This window comes from Methylorubrum sp. GM97 (genome assembly GCF_024347855.1).
GTDB classification, from domain to species: domain Bacteria; phylum Pseudomonadota; class Alphaproteobacteria; order Rhizobiales; family Beijerinckiaceae; genus Methylobacterium; species Methylobacterium extorquens.
Window position 1 is genome coordinate 1,035,603 of sequence record NZ_AP025942.1, and the last position, 17,458, is coordinate 1,053,060.

At 66.1% G+C, this 17,458-nt stretch carries 16 protein-coding genes; 10 read left to right on the forward strand and 6 right to left on the reverse strand.

Annotated features, from left to right (window positions below; translation table 11 throughout):
* Positions 1 to 80: 80 nt before the first annotated feature.
* Positions 81 to 608, forward strand: a complete 528-nt coding sequence (locus tag MSPGM_RS04970) for a DUF421 domain-containing protein (protein WP_003601427.1) — start codon at positions 81 to 83, stop codon at positions 606 to 608.
* Between the two features lie 355 nt (positions 609 to 963).
* On the opposite strand, the gene MSPGM_RS04975 is transcribed toward MSPGM_RS04970, so the two are convergent.
* Both MSPGM_RS04975 and MSPGM_RS04980 read right to left on the reverse strand, forming a co-directional pair.
* A complete protein-coding gene (locus MSPGM_RS04975) occupies positions 964 to 1,350 on the reverse strand; it encodes a RidA family protein (RefSeq protein WP_003601428.1) in 387 nt (128 codons plus the stop codon).
* 98 nt (positions 1,351 to 1,448) lie between these two features.
* Positions 1,449 to 2,549 carry an NADH:flavin oxidoreductase gene (locus MSPGM_RS04980; protein ID WP_261926183.1) on the reverse strand — a complete coding sequence of 367 codons (1,101 nt, stop codon included), beginning with the start codon at positions 2,547 to 2,549 and terminating at the stop codon, positions 1,449 to 1,451.
* 105 nt (positions 2,550 to 2,654) lie between these two features.
* On the opposite strand from MSPGM_RS04980, the gene MSPGM_RS04985 reads away from it, so the two are divergent.
* The 3 genes from MSPGM_RS04985 (at position 2,655) to MSPGM_RS04995 (ending at position 5,786) form a co-directional block, all read left to right on the forward strand.
* The gene (locus MSPGM_RS04985; protein ID WP_003601431.1) at positions 2,655 to 3,578 is read left to right on the forward strand and encodes a LysR family transcriptional regulator; all 924 of its coding nucleotides are present in this window, start codon (positions 2,655 to 2,657) and stop codon (positions 3,576 to 3,578) included.
* A gap of 298 nt (positions 3,579 to 3,876) precedes the next feature.
* The gene (locus tag MSPGM_RS04990; protein ID WP_003601433.1) at positions 3,877 to 4,440 is read left to right on the forward strand and encodes a hypothetical protein; all 564 of its coding nucleotides are present in this window, start codon (positions 3,877 to 3,879) and stop codon (positions 4,438 to 4,440) included.
* Positions 4,441 to 5,303: 863 nt separating this feature from the next.
* Positions 5,304 to 5,786, forward strand: a complete 483-nt coding sequence (locus MSPGM_RS04995) for a hypothetical protein (RefSeq protein ID WP_100213315.1) — start codon at positions 5,304 to 5,306, stop codon at positions 5,784 to 5,786.
* 29 nt (positions 5,787 to 5,815) lie between these two features.
* Here the strand turns inward: MSPGM_RS04995 and MSPGM_RS05000 are convergent, their stop codons facing one another.
* Positions 5,816 to 5,962, reverse strand: coding sequence for a hypothetical protein (locus tag MSPGM_RS05000; RefSeq protein ID WP_186813010.1), 147 nt, complete (start codon positions 5,960 to 5,962; stop codon positions 5,816 to 5,818).
* Positions 5,963 to 6,737: 775 nt separating this feature from the next.
* Positions 6,738 to 7,640: a LysR family transcriptional regulator gene (locus tag MSPGM_RS05005; protein ID WP_003601437.1), complete on the reverse strand. Its 903-nt coding sequence runs from the start codon at positions 7,638 to 7,640 to the stop codon at positions 6,738 to 6,740.
* A 116-nt stretch (positions 7,641 to 7,756) separates the two neighbouring features.
* Here MSPGM_RS05005 and MSPGM_RS05010 point away from each other — a divergent pair, with 116 nt between their 5' ends.
* Genes MSPGM_RS05010 through atzF form a run of 5 tightly spaced genes read left to right on the forward strand, consistent with a single transcriptional unit; the run spans position 7,757 to position 13,067 of the window.
* Complete coding sequence (locus MSPGM_RS05010) at positions 7,757 to 8,713, forward strand: ABC transporter substrate-binding protein (protein WP_003601439.1); 957 nt, start codon at positions 7,757 to 7,759, stop codon at positions 8,711 to 8,713.
* 47 nt (positions 8,714 to 8,760) lie between these two features.
* Complete coding sequence (locus MSPGM_RS05015) at positions 8,761 to 9,591, forward strand: ABC transporter permease (RefSeq protein WP_050900031.1); 831 nt, start codon at positions 8,761 to 8,763, stop codon at positions 9,589 to 9,591.
* Positions 9,584 to 10,363: an ABC transporter ATP-binding protein gene (locus tag MSPGM_RS05020; protein WP_209687948.1), complete on the forward strand. Its 780-nt coding sequence runs from the start codon at positions 9,584 to 9,586 to the stop codon at positions 10,361 to 10,363. Before MSPGM_RS05015 ends, MSPGM_RS05020 begins: the two co-directional genes overlap by 8 nt.
* Positions 10,363 to 11,193, forward strand: coding sequence for an alpha/beta hydrolase (locus MSPGM_RS05025; RefSeq protein ID WP_209687947.1), 831 nt, complete (start codon positions 10,363 to 10,365; stop codon positions 11,191 to 11,193). Before MSPGM_RS05020 ends, MSPGM_RS05025 begins: the two co-directional genes overlap by 1 nt.
* Before the next feature lie 23 nt (positions 11,194 to 11,216).
* Positions 11,217 to 13,067 (forward strand): allophanate hydrolase, encoded by a 1,851-nt coding sequence (gene atzF / locus MSPGM_RS05030; protein ID WP_261926184.1) that lies wholly within the window; start codon positions 11,217 to 11,219, stop codon positions 13,065 to 13,067.
* Positions 13,068 to 13,325: 258 nt separating this feature from the next.
* Here atzF and MSPGM_RS05035 read toward each other — a convergent pair whose 3' ends face one another.
* Positions 13,326 to 14,369, reverse strand: coding sequence for a YihY/virulence factor BrkB family protein (locus tag MSPGM_RS05035; protein ID WP_209687945.1), 1,044 nt, complete (start codon positions 14,367 to 14,369; stop codon positions 13,326 to 13,328).
* A 210-nt stretch (positions 14,370 to 14,579) separates the two neighbouring features.
* On the opposite strand from MSPGM_RS05035, the gene MSPGM_RS05040 reads away from it, so the two are divergent.
* A complete protein-coding gene (locus MSPGM_RS05040; protein WP_209687944.1) occupies positions 14,580 to 15,632 on the forward strand; it encodes an SDR family oxidoreductase in 1,053 nt (350 codons plus the stop codon).
* 175 nt (positions 15,633 to 15,807) lie between these two features.
* On the opposite strand, the gene MSPGM_RS05045 is transcribed toward MSPGM_RS05040, so the two are convergent.
* Positions 15,808 to 17,310 carry an HWE histidine kinase domain-containing protein gene (locus MSPGM_RS05045; RefSeq protein WP_209688685.1) on the reverse strand — a complete coding sequence of 501 codons (1,503 nt, stop codon included), beginning with the start codon at positions 17,308 to 17,310 and terminating at the stop codon, positions 15,808 to 15,810.
* Between the last annotated feature and the right edge of the window lie 148 nt (positions 17,311 to 17,458).

Below are 17,458 nucleotides of genomic sequence, written 5' to 3' on the forward strand. Positions count from 1 at the left end.
TCGGAGCTTACGCTTAAGCACCCAGTTGCGCGATGGCAGCATCCGACGGCCCGAGGCGGTTGAGCGTTGCGGAGGTCTCGATGCCCGATTGGCAGGCTCTGTTCGTGCCGGAGCACTCCCTGCTGGAGATCGCCCTGCGCGGCACGATCATGTACTTGGCCCTGTTCCTCGTCATGCGGTTTGTCATGCAGCGCCAGGCGGGCGCCGTGAGCCTAGCCGACCTCTTGGTCATCGTGCTGATCGCCGACGTCTCGCAGAACGCCTTCTCGAACGAGTACAAGTCGCTGACGGAGGGGCTCCTGCTCGTCCTGACCATCGTTGGCTGGAACTACGCCATCGACTGGCTGGCCTTCCGCGTTCCGGCCTTTGAGCGCTTCATCACGCCCAAGCGCCTGCCGCTTGTCGTCGATGGCCGCATCTGCTGGCGGAACATGCGCCGGGAGATGATCACGCACGCCGAGTTGATGAGCCAGCTTCGCCAACAAGGCATCGACGATCCCGTCCTCGTTCGGCTCGCCTCGCTGGAAGGCGACGGTTCCATCAGCGTGATCCGCAAAGATGATGAGGAGCCGAACGGCAAGCCGGAGGATCGACGTGCTGTAACGTGAGGCGGCGTGCAATTCGGAAAGGCTGTCGTCGACTGATAGACTGCTACGCGTATATCGAGCCTCATTGACGTATCAACTCGGCCGAGCGCCTGCGAAGCGCGCTCTCGTACAGCAAGCGTTGCATCCGGTTGGGATCGCGTTCAGTCGTTGGGCCAGAGTGCGCAACGAGAAGAATGCCCGCAATGGGTCGCAAGCAGCGGTTCAGCACTTCACGATCCAAAGTCGGCTTTTGGTGCAGAGGCGATCGAGAGATGTGTGAAATGCGCTTCGGCAGACGTCATGGCCTACATAATGGTCTGCCGAAGTCGTGTTTCATTGGAGTTGCGGCCGCAACACACAGTCCGGATCGGTGACATCAGGGGGTGTGGACTGCCGCGATAGCCTCGATCTCGATCATCGCCGCAGGATCGTAGAGCGCCTTAACCTCCGCAATCGTGTCGGCTGGATAGGGTTCGGAGAAGAACTGTCGCCGCAACTCGACCACATCCTTGAAGTGGCTCATGTCGGTGACGAAGATCGTCACTTTGACGACATCCTTCAGGCTCGATCCACCGGCCTCAAGGGCGCGGCGCAGGTTGGCGAAGGCCTGTTCGCCCTGTGCCCGGAAGCCGCCCTCGACGATCCTGCCGTCATCCGCGGCGCCCGCTTGGCCAGAGATGAAGAGCAGGTTCCCGTAGCGGATGCCCTGCGAGAGCAGGAACGGCGCATAGTTGTCCGGTTCGGTGACCACACGTTCCAACATCGTCTATCTCCTGTCGCTGCGTTATCGCTGCGGGCCGTGCTGGAAATCTCCGCGGTCCGGCGACGGCACACGCATGCGCCGATCCGCGGATGCGCGTGTCAGGCCGCCAGCTCGCTCGACTTGATGTTGGCGATGGGCCCGAGGATGGCGGGGTCGAACGCGGTCACCTCCCGCTCGGCCCGGACGCGGTTCGGGAAGTCCGGGTTCGCGAGCGCGGCCTTGCCGAGCGCCACGATGTCGGCCCCCGCGGCCATCACCTCCTGCGCCCGCGCCACATCCTGCACGCCGCCGTTGGCGATCAGCGTGACATGCGGCGCGTAGCGGCGAGCCAGGGCAACGAGGCTGTCACGACCTCCCTCGAAGGCAGGCTCCCACACCTTGTGCTCGGTGACGTGGAGGTAGCTGGCTCCGGCCTCGGCGAGTGTGCCGAAGATGGCCTCGGCGTCCTGCTCGCGACCCGCCCACTTGTGACCGAAGTCGTTGACCTTGCCCTGCGAGATGCGCACGCCAACCGGGACGCCGGCCGGGACCGTGGCCCGAACCGCATCGAACACGGCGCGCACGAGCGTGGTGCGCCGGCGCATGTCGCCGCCCCACCGGTCGTCGCGCCGGTTGGCGTAGTCGGTCAGGAACTGGTCGATGAGGTAGCCGTTCGCGCCGTGGATCTCGATGCCGTCGAAGCCGGCCGACACGGCCCGTGCCGCCGACGTGGCGAAGCCTTCGATGGTGTCCGCGATCTGCTCTTCGGTCATGGCGGTGGGCATCGGATAGGCGCCCTTGCCGTAGTAGAACTCCATCTGGTGACCCTTAGGCTGCACGGCCGAGGGTCCGACGGTGGTGTCGCGAAAGCGGTTGCCCTGGCTGATCGCACCCGCATGCATGAGCTGCGCGAAAATGCGCGCGCCATGCCGATGCACGGCGTCCACCACCGGTCGCCAAGCCTCAGACTGAGCCTCGTTGGTAATGCCGGGCTGGCGAAGGTAGCCCTGGGCAAACGCCTGGTCCGTATAGATGCCTTCGGTGACCAGGAGCCCGAAGCCGCCACGGGCGAAGCGCTCGTAATAGCGGGCCATCGTCTCCGTGGCGGTGCCGTCCTCGGAAGCGCTCACGCGTGTCATCGGAGCGACCGCCAAGCGGTTACGAAGCGTCAACCCGGTTATATCGGTGGCGGTGAAAAGGCCGTTTGCGTCCTTACTCATGTTCGTCTTCCGACCTGCTCTCGCTGCTCGTTTGACAGCAAGATAGCTGCAGGGTCGGCCATTCAGTAGCCGTGATGGACGATAAGCATTTTATCAGTCAGTGATATGCTGATGAATCTCTTGGATGTGGCCTTGTTCTGCGCCATCGTCTCGACCGGCAGCCTCTCGGCCGCCGGGCGGCAGGCGGGACTGTCTCCGATGGCGGTCAGCCGGCGCCTTGCGGCGCTGGAACACGAGCTCGGGGTGCGCTTGATCCACCGCACCACGCGCTCCGTCGCGCTGACAGCGGACGGCGAGACGTTCCTGCCGCTCGCTCAGACGATGCTGGAGGCGCAGGAGGCGGCGACGGCGGCCTTCTCCGAACAGCACGAGGGCTTGAGCGGGGTCCTGCGCGTGACCGCGCCCCACCGCATCGGCCGGGCTCTCGTCGTACCCCTGGTCGTCCGGCTGATGGCCGAAAACCCGCGCCTCAAGGTCGACTTGACCTTCTCGGACGGGATCGTGGACATCGTGGCCGGCGGTATCGACGTGGCGATCAGGGTGGCAACCCTGCAAGCGTCCGAGCTGGTAGCCGTTCGAGTGGCGGACAACCCACGCATCCTGTGTGCCGCGACAGCCTATCTCGCTGCGCACGGATGCCCCGAGCGTCTCGCCGACCTCGACGCACACGCCTGCCTGACACTGCACGCGATGGACGCCTGGACGTTCCGCCAAGCCGGGCACCCCATTGCCAAGCGCATCAAGGGCAGACTGGCCGCCAGCAGCATCGATACGGTGCACGCCGCCTGCGTCGCCGGAGCTGGACTCGCGTTGCTGACCTATTGGGATGTGGCACAGGACTTGGCCAATGGCACCCTCAAGGCCCTAACCCTCAACGATGCCGAGCCGGAGCAGTTGGCCATCTGGGCCGTGCTCCCAACCCGGCAACACATGCCGGCACGCGTGCGTCGGTTCATTGACGGGCTCAAGTCCGCGTTGATGGTGTCTCTTCCAAACGTACCGACATCAGGAAGCCTCTTCTCATCCTAATGGACGGGTCAGAATGCCTGAGGGGCGGGAACCGTTGCACGCACTGATCTCGGCGGCGTCCCAGCATGGGATACCTTCCGCCCGGACGCGGTCGGCGGAACGATTTGGCCCTGTTCCCCGTCTCTGGTTGACGCTCGTCTTCCTGCCGTTTCGCCTCCTGCGAGGGCTCATACGGCGTCGCCCCATGGTCGCCGCCTCTCCATGACCGCGGCGGGACGTTCCCCGGAACGGTAAGGTTGAGCTTCGAGTTTAGGCGGCGCCAATCCGGGGGGCTTCCTTGAGACCATCTCTTCTCGCAATGTTGGGGCTGCTGCTTGTGGCCGACCCGAACACTTCCGTCGCACAAGGCGTTCAGGAAGTACCCGCCGCGTCCGTCGAGGCGGACGAACCGCGCCCTGGGCCGCCTCCTCCGTTACCGGACATTTCGGACCCGAACGGCCGGGCCGGCGAGGCCCTGAACGAACCAGGCGCGCGCTCCGGCATCCCGAAGGCCCTACGCGCCTCGGGCTCCAAGGCGGGCGGGCCAGCCAACGACCTCAACTCGAGCGGCCGGGCCGAGGCGCCGGCACCGCCGAAAGGAAACCTTAGCCAAGTCGTCGCCGGGAAGGAGCTGTTCCACGGGAACTACTGCGGAAAGGGCCAGCGGGGCGAGGGTCTGCCGCCGACGGACGACCTCGACGCCGCGTGCATGCGCCACGACGCCTGCTACGACACCGCGGGGTACAGCTCATGCGCCTGCGACGCGACACTGAAGCGGGACGCAGCCATCGTCTCGGATAGCCCGAGCGTATCGCTCGAGGTCCGGCGAAGGGCTCTTAGCGTCATCGAGGCGGCAACCGCGATGGACTGCCGCGCGCCGTGACCCCGGCTGGGTGATTGGAGCTGCGAACCAATACTGCTCAACTTTAGACGCCTGCCATCCGCCGTCGCCGGAACCGAAATTCTTCGTCAGGTGTTGAATCCCGAACCCTCATTCACTTGTAGCATAAAGACTGCAGATGCCTGCTTTCTCAAAGCCACGCCTTATGATTGCATTAGCATTTGCGGCTGGAGCAGCTTCCACTGCAGCCTTTATTGCAATCGGGGCCGACAGAACTGTGACTCCACAGGAGGGAACGGAAGCAAAATTGCCTGCCTCGGCCGTTGCCTCTCCAGCCGAGTCCGGCTTGGGTAGCTGGGTAGATCCTAATCAACCCGCTACAACGAAGCATGCCGCCGGTGTTGTCTCGCCGAATCTGGTATTCCAAGCTGAGGCTCCAACAGAGGAGCCTCGAGATATTCCTGATCAAGCGAACAAGCTGGCATCTGGGCTTGCTGTACCCGTGCCCCCCCGCAGACCAGAGCATTTCCGCATTATCGCGAACTCAGGCGATCGAAATGCCCGTACGCTTGCAACCGAAGATCGCGTCAGAAAGATTGTTGTTCCCAATCAAGCTGATAGCACTCCTCGAAACAAGAAAGCGGTACAGTTCAGCGTACAGCGCCATGCTGGAACTAAGGAGGATACGGCCAAAAGAGAGATACCTGAGCCCAGGCAGCACGTCACCTCGACTCAGCCTAATGGGGTGATGCAGTGGCTCATTGAGCCTTCTCGCTTCTAAACCGGCAATTCCCCCGAGAGATGCTGCTGGAGCGAGACATATAAGGACGGCTTGGCGCCTCAACGGCGTCCATCAATAAATGCAGTCCTATGGATTTTTCTTCAGATGCTCGGCGGAACAGCGGATGAAAACTTATAAATTGATAGCGCTTCTGGCTCCGCTTGCTGCATGTTCGTCCTCCGTTCAAGCCATCAGTCTGGCTGAGATGCGGGAACGCACGGCAGTCATTGCCAGTCGCTATCTCGAAATTTGGTCTGCCAATAATGCGAGTCCGATTTCAGGCGTGCCGTACATGTACGGACCAACAGTGATTTTCTACGGCAAACGGTATACTCAGGCCAATTTGGTTGACGAAAAACGGCGAGCGATACGTCAGTGGCCGGTGCGGAAATACGTTCATCGACCTGGAACACTCAAGATCGACTGCAATGCATCCACACTGAAGTGCGCCGCGCGTTCGACGATTGATTTCGACGTGGGCAATCCTAGCAATGGCACGTCCAAATCTGGATCAGCCAAGTTCGATTTGGGCGTCTCCTTCGCTGACCGTCATCCTGTTATTCTCTACGAGGGTGGAAGCCTAAACAGCCGACGTGCCGGCAGATAGGCGTTCACGGCTCGAAGAAGCAATGGGCCTCAGACCCCCCGGAAGATCCCGATCAGGATGACCGTGAGCAGCACGGAAATCAGGATCGAGCCGAGACAACCCAACCGGTTGGAGAAGAAAAAGAACATGCCCGGAATACCGCTGCGGACAGCAGGTGGTTCCGTGACGATCAGCAACAGTGGCAATCAGGCTAAGGCCGGGGTCGCTCGAGTCTGCTCCGTTCGCCTAAGCAACAGCTGCCGGCCCTCAGGTTACGGTTCTTTCGTCCGAAAATCGCCACTTCTAGACCTTCAAACATGGCTTCTGGAATGGGCGCTCTTGTCCCGCACGCTGCCACTGCCCGGGATGTTCAAGCCGGGAGACACAAGATCCTGATGTCGTGACCGCTGCTCAAAGGTCCGCTTCTTCCGACCAAGCGGACGTCTCGGCCGGCAGGCTTGAGGGTCTGCAAGGGGTGAGGAGTTCGCCTCCACCTTGTTCGGCTTTGCGCCGTTCGCAGACCCTCGGCCTTGTCCTCTAAAGATCCGCTCATGATCCAAGTCCGGACCTTAATCCTACTCTGGGGAGCTGTATCTTCAGCTGATCAGACAGAGGCTCGCGGCTCGACACAGACCAGGCCGGGGCGCAGCGAGTCTCCGGCGCAGTCCAAGCAGCAGGCGCGCTGCTCGGGAGCCTGTCAGCCGGGTTTGATGCAGGGGCCGTCACGGTCAGCAGCAACGTGGCCGCGGGCGTCCGCACGGGCGGAGACCCGCTAAACCTCTACCGCCTCGCCGGTGCGGCGCTCCACGGGGCCGAGGCCTGCCGGCGCAACCAAACCCGCTACGCATGTCGGCCCCGTGCCGAGGAGGGCAGCAAGTCCGCGACATTCCGTTCCGAGCCGGTTCACCGCCTCGGCAATCCAACAATCACGCCGTCCTTACCCACCTGGCTTTGACATCTCTCGACGATCGTTCAGGCCGCGGCAATCTGACGGTTCAGGCGTGCGGCGAGTTGGTCGGCGAATTTGCTCGCCGCGACCGGGAGCAGACGTCCGCGCAGTTGCGCCAGCACGACGCTCATCGGTTCGAGATCGCGGGCGTCGATCAGACGGCTGCGCAGGCGCGGGTCGTCGGGAATGCCGCTCGGCACCTGGAAGCTGACGACATCCTCCCGCAGGACGACGTTGCGCAGAAATTCCAGCGATCCCGATTCCACGGTCGCGCGCATCTCGATCCCGCGCCGGGCGAGGGCCTGCTCGATATGGTGGCGGATGGCGAGGGAGCGGTCGGGCAGCGCCAGGGCGTGGGCGAGACAGTCGCGCAGCCGGATCGGCCCGTCTTCGGAGGCCAGGGGATGGCTCGCCCGCATGAGGGCGCACAGGGACTGACGGCCGGCATAGAGCGCATGCAGCTCCGCCGAGGGCGGCGGCTGGAGGATGAGCGCGAGGTCGGCCTCGAACGAGACGAGGGCGGCCACCGCCTGGACGTGATCGCGCACCTGCACGGTGAAGGCGACCTGGGGAAACTGTGCCCGGTAGGTCTCGACCTCCTCCGGGATCATCCGGGTGACGAAGGCTTGACTGCAGGCAAGCGCCACTTGGCCTCGGCGCACGCCGGAGAGGTCGGCGATCTGCGAGCGCACCCGGTCGAGGTCCGCGGCCTGGTCGCGGATGTGCCGCGCCAACAATTCCCCCGCCGCGTTCAGCCGCATCCCTTGGGCAAGGCGCTCGAAGATCGGCGTTCCGAGCTCGTACTCGATGTCTTGGATCTGGCGGGTCAACGCCGAGGGCGTGATGTTGAGGCGCTCGGCTGCCCGCCGGATCGATCCGCTGCGAGCGACCTCGGCCACCGCGGTCAGGCTGCGCAGATGCTTCATCCCGGTCCTCCCGCACGGTGTTGCCAAAAATTCAACAGCGCCGTCAAGAATTAGCACTTCCCGGCAACAGCCCTGCTTCCTAGGCTCACGGCCTCGGTACATGCAGGAGCCGCCCGATGATCGACCGCCGCAGCCTCCTCGCCGGTCTCGGAGCCGGCCTCGTCGCGAGCTCACTCCCCGGCCGCGTTGCGCGGGCACAGTCCGCTCCGACCGTCATCCGGATGGGCTCGCTCAAGCTCATTCACTCGATCGCGCCCCACTTCTACGAGCGCTTCACGCCCGAAGGCGTGCGGGTCGAGGTCATCCCGTTCGAGAGCCCGACCGAGGGCAAGAACGCCGTCGTCACCAAGTCGGTGGATTTCGGCACTTTCGGGCTCGCGGCAGCGACGCTCGGGGCCGCGGCGGGCGAGCCGATCGTCGTGATCGCCTCCACCTGCAACCGCGGCATGGGGGTGATCGCTCGCAAGGATTCCGACATCCGGACGATCAAGGACCTGCGCGGCAAGCGCGTGGCGATCTGGCCCGGCAGCACGCAGGAGGTGTTCGCCCTGGAGCGGATGCGCATGGAGGGACTGTCCGTGAAGGACATCACCCCGGTGCGCATCTCCTTCTCGGAGATGCACCTCGCGCTCGCCCGCGGCGACGTCGATGCCTATGTCGGCGCCGAGCCCGCCCCCGGCGTCAGCCTCGCCTCGGGCATTGGCCAGCTCGTCGAGTACCCCTACGGCACCGAGATGGGCTCGCTCAACATGGTGTTCGGCGCCCATCGGGACACGCTGGCCGAGCGGCCCGACCTCGTGCGCACCATGCTGCAGATCCACCGCAAAGCCACCGAGTTCGCCGCCAAGGACCGGGAGGCGATGATCGCCATGGCGGTGTCCAAGCTGGGCCAGAAGCGCGAGGCGCTGGCGATCTCGGCCCCGAACGTCGAACTCACCTGGAAGCTCGGGCCCGACGAGGTGCGGCAGGCCAAGATCTATGCCGATCGCATGCTGGCACTGAAGCAGATCAAGCGCCTTCCCGAAGACGGTTTCATCGACACCCGCTTCGTCGATGCCATGAGGGACGCGTGAGCGCCGCGATCGAGGGCGCCGCCCTCCCCGCCGCCTTGCCGACCGCCATGCCGGCTCAGGGACAGAGCCCGAAGCCGGACGCCCCGCTCCGCAACCTCCTCGACCGCTTGCGCGGCCCTGTCCTCGCGCTGGTAGTGCCGCTGGCGGCCCTTGCGCTCTGGCACTTCGCCACCGCGAACCGGCCCTACAGCCTCGTCCCGCCTCCCGCGGAAGTGTGGCTGGCCCTGCGCGACATGGCGTTCGGCGGGATCAACGACGACGCCTTCAGCGCCACTCTCTGGGCTCATCTCTGGGCCTCGCTGTCGCGGGTCTATGGCGGCTTCGCATTGGCCGCCGCGGCGGCCCTGCCGCTCGGGCTGATGATCGGGCGGGTGCCCCTGGTCCGGGCTCTCCTCGATCCCGTGCTGCAGATCCTGCGCCCGATCCCTGTCACCGCGTGGCTGCCGCTGGCCATGATCCTGTTCGGGCTCGGGGCCACCTCGGCCTTCTTTCTCGTGTTCCTGGGTGCCTTCTACCCGATCCTCGTCAACACCGTGTTCGGCGTGCGTTCGGTGGAGCCGCGCCTGTTCGAGGCGGCGGCGATGCTGGGCTGCACGGGTCCCGCCCAGTTCCTCCGGGTGGTGCTGCCCGCCGCCCTCCCCTCGATCTTCACCGGTCTGCGGCTCGGCCTAGGCTTCGCCTGGGTGGTGATCGTGGTCGGCGAGATGACGGGCGTCCAGACCGGCCTCGGCGCCGTCATCATGGAGGCACGCCAGCTCTCGCGCACCGAGATCGTGATTTGCGGCATGGGCGTGATCGGCGTCGCCGGCTTCGTCTCGGACTGGATCGTCATGCGCGTTGGTCGCCGCCTCCTCTCGTGGAGCCCCTCCCATGGCTGAGCCCACCGTTCCCATCCTGACGATCCGGGACGTCTCGAAGACCTACACGGCGCAAGGCCGACGGACGGAGGCCCTGCGCGGCGCCGGCCTCACCGTCCAGCGGGGGGAGTTCGTCTGCCTGCTCGGCGCCTCCGGCTGCGGGAAGTCGACCCTGCTGCGCATCGCCGCCGGCTTCGAGGCGCCGAGTTCGGGCCAGGCCCTGATGTGGGACAAGCCGATCGCCGGTCCTGCGCCGAGCCGCGGCATGGTGTTCCAGGATTACTGCCTGTTCCCTTGGCTCTCCGTGCGCGACAATATCGGCTTCGGCCCCAAATCGCGGGGCCGCCCCGCGGCGGAGGTCCGCGACACCGCGCGCCGCTACATCGATCTGGTCGGTCTCGGCCGCTTCGCCGACGCCTATCCACACCAGCTCTCGGGCGGCATGAAGCAGCGCGTGGCCATTGCCCGGGTGCTCGCCAACGAGGCCGAGATGGTCCTCATGGACGAACCGTTCGGTGCCCTCGACGCCATGACCCGCGAGCGCCTCCAGGACGAACTCCTCGACCTCTGGGCCCGGACCGGCCTCACCGTGCTGTTCGTCACCCACGCCATCGAGGAGGCGATCTTCCTCGCCGACCGGATCGTGATGATGTCGCCGGGGCCGGGCCGGATCGAGGCCGTCCACACCGTCGACCTGCCGCGGCGCCGGGACGTGTCGAGCCCCGCCTTCAACGATCTGCGCCGCATGCTGTCGGCCCAGCTCCACAGCCACCACGCACCGAAGGCCGCCTGATGGCCGCGGCCGATGCCGTGCACTGGCGCGACCTCGACCGCGCCGCGCTCACCCGGGCCTACGACAATTCGGGGGCGGTCCGGGACAGCGCTGCCCTCGTGGCGGGCTGGCGCTCCCGCAGCGCTACCTTCCGGGAGAGCAAGGCCGGCCACATCCTTGCCTACGGCCCCGGCCCGCGGCAGGCGCTCGATCTCTACCGCTGCGGGGCGGCGGGGGCGCCCTGCCTCGCCTTCATCCACGGCGGCTACTGGCAACGCAACGCCCGCGAAGACTTCACCTGCATGGCCGAGGGGCCTCTCGCCCTCGGCTTCGACGTGGCGCTTATCGGCTACACCCTGGCCCCGGAGGCAAGCCTCACCCGGATCTCCGAGGAAGTCGGGGCGGCTTTGCGCCTGCTGCGGCAGAAGATCGGACCCTCGCGCCTCGTTGTCGCGGGCTGGTCGGCCGGCGGCCATCTCGCGGCGCTGATGGCGACCCTTGCGGCCGACACGGTCGATGCCGCCCTGGCCGTGAGCGGGATCTTCGATCTCGAACCGATCGCCGGGACCGCACTCAACGACGCGCTGCGCCTCACCGATGGGGAGGTCGCCGAGCTCTCGCCCATCCACCGCCTCGCCCCGGACGGGCCGCCCGTCTCGGTGATCTATGGCGGGGCCGAGCTGCCCGAGCTGTGCCGCCAATCCGAGGACTACCACGCCGCCCGCAGGGCGCTGGGCCTCGCTGGCGACCTGCACGTCGTGCCGGGAGCCGACCATTTCCGGGTGCTCGACGCCCTGATCGCGCCGGACGGCTCAATCGCCCGAGAAGGCGCCCGCCTCGCGGGCCTGTGACATTTAACGACGAGGACGGACCCGTGCCTCCCTTCCCGACAATCTCCGCCCTGCACGCGGCCTACGCCAGCGGCCTCGGCCCGCGAGAAGTCCTGGCCGAGACCTACCGGCGCCTCGCCGCCATCGACGATCCGGGCATCTTCCTCACCTTGCTGCCCGAGGCAGAGACTTTCGCAGCCGCGGCGGCGCTCGGGCCCTTCGACCCGACCGAAAAACCGCTCTGGGGCGTGCCCTTCGCGGTCAAGGACAATCTCGACGTCGCCGGCCTGCCCACTACAGCGGCCTGTCCGGACTTCGCCTTCGTGCCGTCCGAGACCGCCCCTTGCGTCGCGCGCCTGCTGGCCGCGGGTGCGATCCTGATCGGCAAGACCAATCTCGACCAGTTCGCCACTGGCCTCGTCGGCCTTCGCACGCCCCATCCGGCCCCGCGCAATGCCCTGAACGCCGATCTCGTGCCCGGCGGGTCGAGCAGCGGCTCGGCGGTAGCGGTGGCGCACGGGCTCGTCGCCTTCGCGCTCGGCACCGACACGGCGGGCTCCGGGCGGGTGCCGGCCGGCCTCAACAACGTGGTCGGGCTGAAACCCTCGCTCGGGTCCGTCTCGAGCCGGGGCCTGCTGCCGGCCTGCCGGACGCTCGACACCGTCTCAGTCTTCGCTGGCACGGTCGCGGATGCCGACCGGGTGTTTCGGATCATGGCAGGCTACGACGCGGCCGATCCCTACTCCCGCGACCTACCCGTGCCGACCCAGCCACTCGGGCTGCCGCCGGGCCTGCGCGTCGGCATGCCGGATGCCGCAAGCCTCCGCTTCGGTGGCGATCCCCTGTCGGAGGCCGCCTTCGTGGCGGGACTCGACGACCTCGCTACCCTCACCGGACGGCCCGATGCAGTCGATCTCGCGCCGATGTTCGCCATCGCCGCGCTCCTCTACGACGGCCCCTGGGTCGCTGAGCGCTATCAGGCGATCCGTCCGCTCATCGAGAGGTCACCGCAAGCGCTGCACCCGACCACCCGCGCGGTGATCGGCCGGGCCACGGCCTTTACTGCCGCCGACGCCTTCGCTGGCCTCTACCGGTTGGCCGAGCTGCGCCGAGCCGCCGACGCCCTGTGGGAGCACATCGACGTACTGGTGGTGCCGACCTACCCGCGGCCGGTCGCCTGCGCCGAACTTGAAGTCGACCCGATCGGCCCCAACAGCGAACTCGGGACCTACACGAACTTCGTCAATCTGCTCGACCTCTGCGCGCTCGCGGTACCGGGCCGCTTCCGGACCGACGGCCTGCCGGCGAGCCTCACGCTGATCGCGCCGCGCGGCCGGGACGGGCTCCTCGCCGCCTTGGGCGCCCGCCTTCACGCGGCGGCCGGCGTCCCGATCGGCACGAGCGGGGAGTCGGTGCCGGTGCCGGAGGCCGGGCCGGCGAGCGCGGGCCCAGACGAAATCGAGCTCGCGGTGATCGGCGCGCATCTCTCGGGACTTCCGCTCAACCGCGAGCTGACCGGCCTCGGGGCACGCTTCCTCCGGATGGGCGCCACGCGGCCGGATTATCGGCTCTACGCGCTGCCCGGCGGTCCGCCCCGGCGGCCGGGCCTGTTGCGAGTCGCGGCCGGCGCGGGCACGAACATCGCAGCCGAAGTCTGGGCCCTGTCGCCGGCCGCCTTCGGCCGCTTCGTGGCCGCCATCCCGGCCCCACTCGGCATCGGCACCCTTCACCTCGCTGACGGCACCAATCCCAAGGGGTTTCTGGTCGAGGCTGAGGGGATCGCCTCTGGTACGGACATCACCCGATACGGCGGCTGGCGGCGTTACCTCGCCGTACAGAGCGACGGAGCGGACCGCCCCACCGCGGTCGAACGCCAGTCCCTCCACGTTGCCTAGCGTTCGCGCGCTTTCTGCAAACCGGTGCGCTTGCGTTGGACCTCGTTGAAAGGCCCAGCCCATCTGCTCACGACTTGAGAGTTCCGCACTCACCCACGAACGACTGAGAGACCGCTTTCGCGGCTCAACCGGACCTCAACCGGCACCGGCGCAAATGGCTGCTCGGGGTCAGGAATTCGCATTCGGTGTATTTGGCGTTCAGCAGGAGGTCCGCGCGACCCAACTCATCCCTGTGAACGGAACCGCCCGGCACGTGCTTCAATCCTGGGCCGGACCCACGGTGTCGGCCGTGAAGGCTTGGCGTGATCCGAGGGGCTTGGGTCGCCCCGCGGTGCTATCACGGGCAGTCTGGCGCTCCATCTCGGCGTTCAGTTCCGCCCCAAGCAGCACGATGACGACGGATAGCCAGATCCAAGTCATGAATCCGACGCCGGCACCGAGCGATCCGTAGACACGGTTGTAGCTGTCGAAACTGGCCACGTACCAAGAGAACAGAACAGAGGTGCAGACCCAGGAGAGAGAGGCGGCGACGCTGCCCCAGCTGACCCAGCGCCATTTCGCCTCTCGTCGGCTCGGGCCATAGCGATAGGTCAGTGACAGGCTCATGCTAACGAGCAGCAGGAGGGCAGGCCAGCGCAGGATGCGAAGCGCTGTATCGGCAAGTCCGCCCAAGCCTATGCGGCTCAGTACGATCGGCAGGATCACCACCATGCCGGTCGACGCGAGAACGAAGACGATGCCGGTCAGGGTGAACAGGAAGGTGGTTACGTAGAAGCCCACCAGCGATCGCTTCTCGCGCTCTCGGTAGATCACGTTGAGCGCATCGAACAGCGCGCTCACCCCCGAGTTCGCGCTCCAGAATGCGATGATCATGCTGAGCAGCGAGGCGGTGCTGAGAGCACCCGTACTCTGCCGGGCGATGCGGACGAGTTGCTCCGACAGCAGATCGAGCACGCCGTTCGGCAGAACGCCTGCAAGTAGGCTCAGGTGCTGTCCGATCGCTGTCGGGTCCGAGAACAGGCCGTAGAGCGAAACGATCGTGGCGAGCGCGGGAAAGACTGCGAGCAGGGCGAAGAACGCGACACCGCCCGCCGTCGCCAGAACCCGATCGCGCTGTAGGGAGAAGACGACCCGCCAGAGGATGTCCCGCCAGCCAAGAGCCGGAATGTCGGAGGGCTGATCAGCCGTGCGGCCACGGTTGGGCTCGCGTGATCTGGTGAGCGCGACGCCGATGCTCCGCTCGTCAGGCCCTCGCGTGCTGACGGATCGCCAATCCTCGCCTTCCGCCTCGTCCTGCTGCATGAGGCGCCTCTTCGAGCCTGCAACGGCCCAAGTTCATCAAGACCGAGCCGTAGGCAAGCGCTGCCTATGCGGAGTGCGGTCGAGCACGCGAAGACTCCGGTTCTCGAACGGATCTTGCTCCGGTGGGTTGACCGCCTGTTGGCTGCGCGTCCTTCGCCCCACAGCGGCACAGCAGAGCGCACCGGTCCCCCGGCACCCACGCGAGCGATGATGGCAGAGATCCGAAGGGCCCTGGTTGCGGGCGCGAATGGCATCATCGGCAAGGCGCTGATGCAGGAACTCGCGGCAGCGGACGGTTGGCATGCGCGCGCCCTCTCGCGTCGACCGCACGGATCGAGCGGTGACATCGCGGCGGATCTCACCGATCCCCACACGACCCGCGCCGCCCTCGCGCAGGCCCGAGATACGACGCACCTGTTCTACGCCGCGCTCGCGCCGCATCCGAGCCTCGCCGAAGAGGATCGGCTGAACGGCGCGATGCTGCGCAACCTCCTCGACGGGCTGGACGCCGTCGGCGCGCCGCTGGAGCGCGTGGTCCTGTATCAGGGCGCGAAGGTCTATGGCGTCCATCTCGGGTCGGTTCCTGCACCGTTCTACGAGGACGAGAACCCGCGCCACATCGGGCCGAACTTCTACTTCACGCAGGAGGACGTGTTGCGGCGTCGGGCGGAGCGCGGCGGTGCGGCGTGGTCGATCCTGCGCCCCGACGTGGTGGTCGGCGACGCGGCCGGTAACGCCATGAACATCGCCATGGTGATCGGCGCCTACGCCGCCCTGTGCCGTATGGAAGGGGCAGCGTTCCGTTTCCCTGGTCCCACGCACGTCTACGAGGGCGTGTTCGCCCAGGTGACAGATGCCCGCGCCCTTGGCCGGGCAAGCCTTTGGGCTGCGACAGCGGACGCCGCGCGCGGCGAGGCCTTCAACTACGTACACGAGCCTTTCCGGTGGCGGCGGGTCTGGGAGAAGCTCGCCACCGCGCTCGATCTGCCGCTCGGGCCACCGGTCCCCATGCGCCTCGCCACCCACATGGCGGACAAGAAGCCGGCCTGGGAGAAGCTGGTGGCCGAACAGGGCTTGAGCGACATGCCCTACGAGCGTGCGGTCGGCTGGGGCTTCGGCGACTTCGTGTTTCACAGCGACTTCGACCTCGTCTCCGACATGGGCAAGATCCGGCGCGCCGGGTTCGGCGAGAGTGTCGACAGCGTCGAAGCTCTGGTGTCCGCCATTCGCAGCCTGCAGGAGGCAAAGGTGCTGCCGCGCTAGTTGCCTGCCCCCAGTTCGTTGTCGCTACGGCGCTTCTAGCGCTCGCCGCACTCAGAAAGAAAAGTCTACCCGCGCCGGAAACTTGAGATGTTCGCAGTGGATCGGAGGCGGAAGCTCAATGCGCTCGCGATGAACGTCCAAAGCTGACGTGCCGGCAAGCTTGCCGTAGAGATCTTCAAGGCCGTTTCTTCGCGCCATCGGTGAGCGGTAGGTCGATGACACAGCGCAGTTGAGCCTCACTGAGTTCGTAGCTGGTGCGGGCCTTCAGTGCGTAGGGCAGCGCCTTCTCGATCAGGTCACGTCCGTAGCCCCGCCGGATCGGACTGCCTTCCTGGGGCCGGCGGATACCCTCTTCCTGCCAAACCAGCGATAGCCGCCGCTCTTCGTCCTCTCCCCTGTAGGTATCCCAGCTCACCCAGAGCCTCCCCTGCTCGTTGGCGAGAGAGCCGTACTTGCGCGCATTGGTGGCCAACTCGTGCAGGGCGAGAGCGAGTGTCTGCACGCTGACCTTGCGCAAGCGGACCGGCGGGCCCTTCAGCGCCACTCGAGCCTGCATCGCGGCAACCCCGAACGCGTCGAGCTCGATCTGGATCAACGCCTGGATGGTGATCGGCTCCTTGTCGGAACGTGAGAGCAGACCCTGCACGCGTGAGAGAGCCGCGAGACGGTCGTTGAACCGGTCGCAAAACTGATCGGTCGGACCAGTCTGGGTCATCGTTTGCTGCGCGATCGAGCGCACCACGGCGAGCAGATTGCGGGTGCGGTGCTGCAGCTCATCCACCAACACCGCTTGACGCTGCTGCAGCTCATGCAGATCGTGGATGTCTGTGACAGCTCCGTAGCAGCGATCGATCTGCCCAGCAGCATCCCGTATCGGCTCAGCACGGACCATGAACCAGCGGTAGATGCCATCCTTCCCGCGAATGCGGTATTCACGGTTGTACGGCCGTTCCTGATCCATGGCGGCCCGGAAGCCCGTGATTGTGTACTCGCGCTCGTCTGGGTGGATCACCTTCTGCCAGCCATAGCCGAGAGCCTCCGGTTCAGATTGGCCGGAGTACTCGTACCAGCGCTCGCTGAACCACGTTGCTCGACCGACAAGATCACTGCTCCAGAGAAAGCCGGGAACAAGGTTGGCCAAAGCCTGGAACCGTTCCTCGCTCCTGCGCAGCGCCGTCTCAGCGCGCTCGGCGATCACGCGACGGAGCTCCATCTGTGACATGGCCTGCCGGGCGAGTGCCTCAAGGCTGCTGGCCTGGTTATCCGTGAGGCCTTCCGGCCGCGGCTTGGTGTCGATGACACAGATCGTGCCGAAAGCGACACCGTCCGAGGTCACCAGTTGTGCTCCGGCGTAGAACCGAATGTGAGGTTCGCCCGTGACGAGAGGATTGCCGGAGGTCCGCGGATCGAGCGTCAGGTCCGGGATCACAAAGAGTCCGGCCTGTTTCAAAGCATGACGACAGACCGATTGCTCGATGGGCATTTCGGAAGGGGCAAGGCCGATGCGTGCCTTGAACCACTGCCGATCTGACCCAACAAGGCTGATGAGTGCGACAGGCGCCTCGCAGATCCGCGAGGCGAGGAGCACAAGGTCGTCGAAGGCCGGCTCTGGAGCCGTGTCTAAGATCGCGTAGCGGCCCAGTGCGATAGAACGCGCTGTTTCCTCCAGATCAGGCATGATCGCGTCCGCCAAGGCCGCCTCTCCCAATGAACATACAAGGACGGCGGGGCGCGATTTGTTTCGCCTTCAGCGAGCGCAACCGCTTCCCGCAGTATCGGCGGCGTACGTCGTGCGCCGAGCAAAGAGGCGCATCGCTGAAGCGCCT

Coding starts and splice junctions, on each gene's coding strand:
- MSPGM_RS04970 (WP_003601427.1), top strand. CDS start 81: ATGCCCGATTGGCAGGCTCTGTTCGTGCCGGAGCACTCCCTGCTGGAG.
- MSPGM_RS04975 (WP_003601428.1), bottom strand. CDS start 1,350: ATGTTGGAACGTGTGGTCACCGAACCGGACAACTATGCGCCGTTCCTG.
- MSPGM_RS04980 (WP_261926183.1), bottom strand. CDS start 2,549: ATGAGTAAGGACGCAAACGGCCTTTTCACCGCCACCGATATAACCGGG.
- MSPGM_RS04985 (WP_003601431.1), top strand. CDS start 2,655: ATGCTGATGAATCTCTTGGATGTGGCCTTGTTCTGCGCCATCGTCTCG.
- MSPGM_RS04990 (WP_003601433.1), top strand. CDS start 3,877: ATGTTGGGGCTGCTGCTTGTGGCCGACCCGAACACTTCCGTCGCACAA.
- MSPGM_RS04995 (WP_100213315.1), top strand. CDS start 5,304: ATGAAAACTTATAAATTGATAGCGCTTCTGGCTCCGCTTGCTGCATGT.
- MSPGM_RS05005 (WP_003601437.1), bottom strand. CDS start 7,640: ATGAAGCATCTGCGCAGCCTGACCGCGGTGGCCGAGGTCGCTCGCAGC.
- MSPGM_RS05010 (WP_003601439.1), top strand. CDS start 7,757: ATGATCGACCGCCGCAGCCTCCTCGCCGGTCTCGGAGCCGGCCTCGTC.
- MSPGM_RS05015 (WP_050900031.1), top strand. CDS start 8,761: ATGCCGGCTCAGGGACAGAGCCCGAAGCCGGACGCCCCGCTCCGCAAC.
- MSPGM_RS05020 (WP_209687948.1), top strand. CDS start 9,584: ATGGCTGAGCCCACCGTTCCCATCCTGACGATCCGGGACGTCTCGAAG.
- MSPGM_RS05025 (WP_209687947.1), top strand. CDS start 10,363: ATGGCCGCGGCCGATGCCGTGCACTGGCGCGACCTCGACCGCGCCGCG.
- MSPGM_RS05035 (WP_209687945.1), bottom strand. CDS start 14,369: ATGCAGCAGGACGAGGCGGAAGGCGAGGATTGGCGATCCGTCAGCACG.
- MSPGM_RS05040 (WP_209687944.1), top strand. CDS start 14,580: ATGGCAGAGATCCGAAGGGCCCTGGTTGCGGGCGCGAATGGCATCATC.
- MSPGM_RS05045 (WP_209688685.1), bottom strand. CDS start 17,310: ATGCCTGATCTGGAGGAAACAGCGCGTTCTATCGCACTGGGCCGCTAC.